The organism is Macellibacteroides sp., assembly GCF_050251695.1.
In the GTDB taxonomy this organism is placed as follows: domain Bacteria; phylum Bacteroidota; class Bacteroidia; order Bacteroidales; family Tannerellaceae; genus Macellibacteroides; species Macellibacteroides fermentans.
Map to the genome: position 1 here is coordinate 1 of NZ_JBFWMI010000133.1, position 5,869 is coordinate 5,869.

Consider the following 5,869-nt stretch of genomic DNA (forward strand, 5'->3'; position numbering starts at 1 on the left):
TGTATATTGAATCATTACTTTTGTATCTTATTAATGAATGAACATACATGGAGCAGACATTGATTGAGATTAAGGGAGCTGTTCCCCGAATCGAATACCTCAGGTATACAGAACCGGTTTCCTGGCAGATAAATGAAGGTCATCATTGGGCTATTGTCGGGCCAAATGGAAGCGGAAAGACAGTTCTGACAGATATGCTTATCGGAAAATATGCTTTGAAGTTGGGTGAGGTGAGCTGTATTGACAGAAACGGAGCTAATTTAGCTGTCTCCACTGTTGTTAAAAGTGTTGCCTTTAGAGATATCTATAGCTTAATTGATGCCGATACCAGTTTTTATCAGCAGCGATGGAACAAAGGGATTGAACAGGATGTGCCGATAGTGAAAGAGCTTGTTGGCAAGGCAGATCAGAAGTGGCTTGACGAATTGGTGGACTGGTTCGGGATAGAAGATCTATTGGAAAAAGAAGTAAATCTTCTTTCCAGTGGAGAGTTGAGGAAGTTTTTGATTGTTAAATCTCTGTTGACTAATCCTCGGGTGATGATTCTTGATAATCCATTCATAGGATTAGATGTATCATCACGCAGTGTCTTAAACAAATTGTTGATTCGTTTGTCGGAATTAGACAATTTGCAAATCGTATTGGTTTTGTCTGATCCGGCCGATATCCCTGATTTCATTACGGATGTACTGCCAGTTAAAGATAAAAAGCTTTATCCCGCTTTATCGGCAACCGAATTTATTAGCTCTATTGATTTGCAAGATCATCTGTTTCCACCCCGGCACTCTGCATTGTCTCATATTCCCGGGTTAGGTTTGCGGGAGCAGGACCTTAGTTACGAAAATGTGGCGGTTTTAAATAATATAAATATTAAATATGGATCACGTTCAATCTTAAAAGATTTGAACTGGACAGTAAAAAAAGGAGATAAGTGGGCCTTATTAGGACCGAATGGTTCCGGTAAATCAACCCTGCTCAGTTTGATATGCGGCGATAATCCGCAGGCTTATGCTAATGATATAACATTGTTCGACAGGAAAAGAGGATCCGGAGAAAGCATTTGGGATATTAAAAAACGGATTGGATATGTATCGCCTGAAATGCATATTTATTATCAACAGAATACGAAATGTGTGGATGTGGTTGGTTCCGGTTTTTTTGATACAATCGGGCTATACAGAAAGTGTTCTTCGCAACAGGAAGAGATGGCAATGGAGTGGATGAAGCTTCTGGATGTATCTCATCTTAGAGATATAGCCTTTCAGCATGTGTCTTCAGGAGAACAACGTTTGCTTTTATTTGCCAGAGCGATGGTTAAAAGACCTGAGTTGCTTATTCTTGACGAACCCATGCATGGACTGGATATTGTAAACAAAAGAAGGATTAAGAGATTCATTGAATCGTATTGCAGTGAGCATATTACACTCATTTATGTAACGCACTATCAGGATGAACTTCCGGATATAATTGACAAGCAGCTCGTCTTAAAAAAGCAACAGTGAGATAATTCTGCCTTATCCAATCCATGTAGCCTTGTGCCATAGCGATTCCAGGGGGCCTTGTTTATGTACATGTAGCCACCAGGTGCTGAATATGCCTTGTAAGATTGCCAGGCATATCCCGATAATTAAACAGTGTGTTGCACCAGTAAATTGGTACATGCCTAAACCGAAGCCATAGTAGATAAATGAACCAAGTATGGATTGGATAATGTAGTTAGATAGACTCATCCGGCCGATTGGGGCTAAAAGATTTAAGGCTTTATTAAACAATGAGGTCCGATACAATAATACAAAGGATGACACTAAAAAGATCATAAATGCCAGATTAGCCCAGGAAGATAGTATCACACTAAGCGGCCTGATAAGCGCTTCGCTGGTATACCAGGTACCAACATTGGTTTTAGCTTGATAAAGAGGGATGAAAGCAACAAGGGAGATAACAAGAGCTTTTTTCCAAAAACGGATGTTGCTGTCCGATTCTTTAAATAAACCTTTGCGCCCGGCCAGCATTCCTAGCATAAACAGTGAAAGTGTCTGAAATACCCTTCCGTTTTCCCACGACCAGTTGAATACTGCCGGTCGCCCGTTGGTTAGATTCCCAACAACAGTATCAATAAAAGAGTCTTTTGGAATATATTCACTCATTTTGCCGAAATAAGCCCATGATGCCGGATTAGCCGGAGTAACTTCCGGATGCTGTAGGGCACATGCGAAGTTTATCCATTCATAGGGCTGCAGCATAAGTAAAGTGGCAATAATAAGCACCCAGGAGTCTTTTAATTTTGCAACCGGTATCAGTCCGAAACCGATTATTGCATATATGGTAAGTATATCTCCCTGATAAAAAGCGGAGTTGATAATTCCAAAACCCAGCAGGAGTATCAATCGCCAGGCAAATCTACCTCTGAAATCCTTTCCTTTTTTTGCTTGGTTATCAGACTGAATAAAGAATGTTAATCCAAACAGTAATGCAAATATAGCATAGGATTTACCGGCAAATAAGAAAAAAAGTACATCCCATACCTGTTTATCAAGTGCTTTCATCCACGGTGAAAGATTTTCAGGAAGGAAATAATAATCGAAATGCTCCAGGTTGTGAATAAGCATTATAGAAATAATAGCAAAACCGCGTAAGGCATCAACCACATACAGTCTGGACGAATTCTGATTTATCAACATGTTTTTATCTTTATACCAATGTTTTGCCGTTTACAGCTCGTTGCAAATAAATTTGACGAACAATCTGCTTTAGATAAACAGCCTGTTTTTTTGTTTTTTTAAGCTGGCAAAATTAATGACAATTACATAGATGTATGCTCGTTTATGTATGTTGTTCAGCAACTTTCTGATGAATATTTAGATACGAAAACGGCATGCACGGCTCTCACGAGCCAGGCATGCCTGATTTTAACCATATTAATCCTAACCTACTTAATAAAACCAAAACCAATTATTTGTTTTGAACCATGTAAAATGTAATGTATTATCAACTATTATTAAAAATGTGTTGCCTCACGGCAAGATTGAGTTTTATTCTATTCCAGTTTCCAAGGTTTCCTGTATTCGTAATGAAGCAATTTATTGGCTGCCTCGCAATTGGTGATCCGTTCGTTTACCGGATCCCAGATAATCCGCTCTTTTACTTCCAGCGCGATATTTGCCAGCAGGGCAAATGAGGACGAGCGATAACTTTGTTCGATAGACGATACAGGTGTATTTCTAGTCTTTACGCAGTTGATGAAATCGGTTATATGATTGTATGTCCAGTCTTCTTTGGGCATATTGAATTCTTCTTTCTCGAATGTTTGTTTCCAGTCGGCAAACTGTCCCGGTGTAGCCGGATAGTATCTGTACCCGTTGTCGCTTATATACAGACTACCCTTTGTGCCGATAATCTCGATGTTGCCATATTTCAACCCGGGTACGCTGGTTGTTTCGCAAACCCGGAAGTTAAATAGTTTACCCGAGGCAAATTCGTACGTAATATCCATGTTTTCGGGTATGGTACGGTCGTCTCTGATGATATGATTCGTACCTACGGCAGTTACTGCTACCGGCGCTTGCTCCCCGATCAGCCATTGAACGATGTCGATGTAATGCGATCCGTTATTGGCTATCTGTGAAGAATAGTCTTTCCACCAACGGAACATATAGGGTGCAATATTGTATTGGAAGTCGCGGTATGCCCTCGGACCTAACCATGCATTCCAATCGAAATCCTTCGGTGGCATTTCTGGTTTCATATTGCCTATACCGTTGGGTGTCATATTGCTGTAATAGTGCGAATTGATAACCGAAATCTCGCCCAGCTTTCCGCTCTGGATCAATGCCGGTATTTTATTATAAAGAGCTGCACAGCGACGCATGTAACCAACGCTTACTACTTTCTTAGTACGGTTTACCGCATCAACAATCTTTCTGCCCTCGTATATAGTCATGGACACAGGCTTTTCAAGATAAACATCTTTACCCGCATTTACCGAGTCTATTGCCTGCAAAGCGTGCCAATGATCAGGGGTGGCGATACATACCGCGTCCACGTTTTTATCGTCCAGCAGTTTGCGATAATCTTCGTATAAAGCTATCTCTTTGCCAAAATTCTCACCCATTACAGGAACCGGCCTTCCCTTAGGAAGAAAAAATCGAGGATCAACCAGGCTGCGGTTTCTGGAAAGATAAGGCTTATAAATGTCACACAGAGCAGTAACCTTTACATCCGGGTTTTTCATAAATGAATGTAGCAGCTGTGTTCCTCTGTTGCCGATGCCGATAAAACCCATCCGGACTCTGTCGTTCGCTCCCATAATGTTTCCCTTTACGTCTATGGTAGGAAAACCTACTCCCAGAATGCCTGCTGCCGCAAGTGTTGATTTTTTTAGAAAATCGCGTCTGTTTGTTTTATTTTTCATGCGTATATCAGATTAAGCAATTACAAGTCTTTTTCGATATTGCAAATGTAGGGCCTTAAACGATTCAATATCCCTCAATTTGCGTATAATACTCCTCATATTACGTAAATGTTACAAGGCTATATCTCTATCTATTAGATTATTGACGCTAAATGAGGGCATCTGTTCGCAAATTGAGTAAACAATCCTCGGGGCAAGTAATAGTTTTGTGCACAGTTCTTTTATTACGAAATAAATACTATGTCTAAAATGAAGACCCGAAGGGAATTTTTAAAAAACAGTCTGTTTGCCGTGGGAGCGGCTTGTGCATGTAAACCCGAAATCCATTTTGCTGCCACAACCCGGTTGCCATCGCTTAAGGATATTCATATAGTAAATGTAGATGCAGATTTTGAGCGTGAGCCGTTAATCAGACCTTTTGGATTTAAAGGAGGAGCCTTATCCGAACTTTGGCAGGTGGCCAGTTACCTGGAAAGTGATTCCGGCCAGCATGGCATCGGACTTTCAACTCAAAGCGTGTTATGGTCGGATGCAAAGATATTTTCCTCTCATTCCGAAAGTGGTGGCAACTCCCTGATGTATACCCTTACCGAGAAGGCCATCCAGTTGCTCCGCGGACGATCGTTTCGTACACCGATTGACCTGCTGGATGCCATTTACCCCGAAGTACTGGCATACGGACAAACAATCACATCCAATCCGGATCTGCGTAAAACATTTGTGTTGAATGCCCTGGTAGGGATATACAATGCCGCATGGTTATTGTACGCGCGCGAGAACGGATTCACCACTTTTGATGAGATGATTCCGGCTATCTATAAGGATACCTTTTCCAGCAGGCACGACAAAATTGCATCCATTCCCCTTATACCTTATAATATACCGCTTCAGGAGGTAGAGGCTACAGCCGACCAGGGCCACTTTTTTATGAAAATAAAAATCGGTCAGGGCGGATCGCAAGCCGAAATGCTGGAGAAGGACAAGATGCGTATCCGCGAGATTCATCAAACGATTGGCCACAAACGGAATCCTTATACCAAAGAGGGTAGGGTGGTGTATTACCTGGATGCCAACGGACGCTACGAGCAGAAGGATACCTTTCTTAAATTATTGGACTATACAAAGAAAATCGGGGCGTACGACCGGATAGCCATTATAGAGGAACCTTTTCCCGAAGAGATGGAATGCGATGTTACCGATATTCCGGTGAGGCTGGTGGCCGACGAAACAGCGCATACGGATCAGGACGCGCTGAAACGGATTCAGATGGGATACAGGGCCATTGCCCTGAAACCGATTGCCAAAACACTGAGCATGACGATGAAGATAGCCAAGCTGGCACAAGAACATCAGGTTCCCTGTTTCTGTGCCGACCTTACCGTAAATCCGATTCTGGTGGAATGGAATAAAAATGTGGCCGCAAGGTTGCAGCCTTTTCCCGGATTGGGTAATCTGAGC

Annotated in this window: 4 protein-coding genes; 2 read left to right on the forward strand and 2 right to left on the reverse strand. The window is 41.9% G+C overall.

Annotation, left to right across the window (positions count from 1 at the left end; all coding sequences use genetic code 11):
- Positions 1 to 47 precede the first annotated feature (47 nt).
- Entirely contained in the window at positions 48 to 1,502 is a 1,455-nt protein-coding gene (locus tag AB7E53_RS13790; protein ID WP_446776312.1) for an ATP-binding cassette domain-containing protein, read from the forward strand.
- Between the two features lie 12 nt (positions 1,503 to 1,514).
- Here the strand turns inward: AB7E53_RS13790 and AB7E53_RS13795 are convergent, their stop codons facing one another.
- Together AB7E53_RS13795 and AB7E53_RS13800 are read right to left on the reverse strand one after the other, a co-directional pair.
- The gene (locus tag AB7E53_RS13795) at positions 1,515 to 2,681 is read right to left on the reverse strand and encodes a DUF418 domain-containing protein (RefSeq protein ID WP_446776314.1); all 1,167 of its coding nucleotides are present in this window, start codon (positions 2,679 to 2,681) and stop codon (positions 1,515 to 1,517) included.
- 356 nt (positions 2,682 to 3,037) lie between these two features.
- Entirely contained in the window at positions 3,038 to 4,411 is a 1,374-nt protein-coding gene (locus tag AB7E53_RS13800) for a Gfo/Idh/MocA family protein (protein WP_079682799.1), read from the reverse strand.
- 249 nt (positions 4,412 to 4,660) lie between these two features.
- On the opposite strand from AB7E53_RS13800, the gene AB7E53_RS13805 reads away from it, so the two are divergent.
- A partial coding sequence (locus AB7E53_RS13805; RefSeq protein ID WP_446776316.1) for an enolase C-terminal domain-like protein occupies positions 4,661 to 5,869 on the forward strand: 1,209 nt, incomplete at its 3' end.